The organism is Spirosoma spitsbergense DSM 19989 (genome assembly GCF_000374085.1).
Taxonomy (GTDB): domain Bacteria; phylum Bacteroidota; class Bacteroidia; order Cytophagales; family Spirosomataceae; genus Spirosoma; species Spirosoma spitsbergense.
The window spans coordinates 1-1,567 of the sequence record NZ_KB893517.1; the positions used below are offsets into that span (position 1 = coordinate 1).

At 39.8% G+C, this 1,567-nt stretch carries 1 protein-coding gene; it reads left to right on the top strand.

The window, feature by feature from the left end:
* Positions 1–698: 698 nt before the first annotated feature.
* The gene (locus B157_RS37465) at positions 699–1,361 is read left to right on the top strand and encodes an outer membrane beta-barrel protein (protein WP_084761808.1); all 663 of its coding nucleotides are present in this window, start codon (positions 699–701) and stop codon (positions 1,359–1,361) included.
* The last annotated feature ends 206 nt before the right edge of the window (positions 1,362–1,567 follow it).

Below are 1,567 nucleotides of genomic sequence, written 5' to 3' on the forward strand. Positions count from 1 at the left end.
CACTTAAAGTGGTATACTTTCAGTCGGTTTCAACCGAACCAGACGAATTCCATTCGTTCTTAAACCTATGGACTTCCAGTCCATAGTCGTTTAGTCATCTGAGAAAAGTCCGCACGGGCGGCCCCGAGTTTAGCGATTGCTGCAAACTTAGCACATTAACTGACGTCAGAGGGGAGGAAACTCCCCTTTGGCATTCTAAAAAAAGTGCAATTCCAAGCAGTAAACTCATTTGTTGCATTTCGTTTTAGAATCTAAGTTCCTATGATATATCGTAATTTTGATACACGACTTTCTTTAATCGGCCCCAGAATTTTCTGGCGTTAGCCGATTCTGTTAACAAAAGATCAAGGTACATAAACCGGTAAAATAGTCTGTGTTGGTATCTGCTGAATCAATAATGTGCTCTAGTTGGTTTCTAGAAAACATTAACGGCATAAAAACCAGGCCGGTGTTTAACGGGTCGTTTGTGTACTAAAGTCCATAAAAAGGCTCAAACGTTGGTTTTGTCAACCTTGAGCCCTGGAGTGGGTACTGGAAAGGACGGAAAGATTTGCCTAGTATTCTACATTAATGATATATTTTGGTTGCTTAACATACAGGCACTTGTACAATACTACATGTTAGCTTATTTACAACGTTTTTCGCTTGACCGGGGTCTACTAAATAATTCCTTTTTACTTACTCATTAGTTCAGCTATATGAAGACTACAACTACTCCTTTTCTGGACGCTCTATTCGTTAGTTTGCTAATCGCGACCACTACGGTTGGGCAAGGGCGTTTTTCTGTTGCACCTACCCTTTCACCTACGTATCAGCACCTTAACTGGGTATCCCAGTTTGATAATGCGGATGGAACTATTGGGTCACAATCTACTACCGGAATCTCAGCGGGATTAACTGCCTTTTATGCTTTTACTCCTAAGTGGTCACTCTCAGCAGGTCTTTTATATAACCGTTCCTCGGGTGATCTTCACTACAATAATCCCATAAATACAGCGGATCGAGCAATACGAAATGAGAATTGGCAATTACCTCTTTTACTAAATTACACCTTATCTACCCGTCGCCTATCGCCTTATTTTTCGGTGGGACTCTTAGCCAATCATACGTTTCGTACGACCAATCCCAATACGATGGTTAGTACCTATCATAAAATAGATGAAGGCAATATATTTACCTTTTCACTTTATGGTATGGTTGGTATGGGCATAAATTATCGAGTAACGCCTAAACTAGCACTGATCATCCAACCCACCGCTGCTTATAGGTTAAATACACCTTCCAAAGGGTATCCAATATCTTATACTCGTTGGAATGAATACCTATATGGATTACAAACTCAGTTGAAATATACGTTTTGAAGAGTCCAGTCTTTTTGAATCTTAGTTATAGAATTGGCCTAAAAAAAAGTACAATGAGTTGATTATTAATGTATAAATCTGGGGGTAAATCCCTCGCCTTTAGGCGAAGACTTCAGTTTTACTCTTTGGAGCAGCAGAAAAATCACTACTCGTTTTGTTTTTGTTTCTTTAGTCGGCTTCAGCCGAAATCAAACCCATCGGTCTTT

Excerpts from the sequence above, each read along its gene's own strand:
- B157_RS37465 (WP_084761808.1), top strand. The coding sequence starts at position 699 with ATGAAGACTACAACTACTCCTTTTCTGGACGCTCTATTCGTTAGTTTG.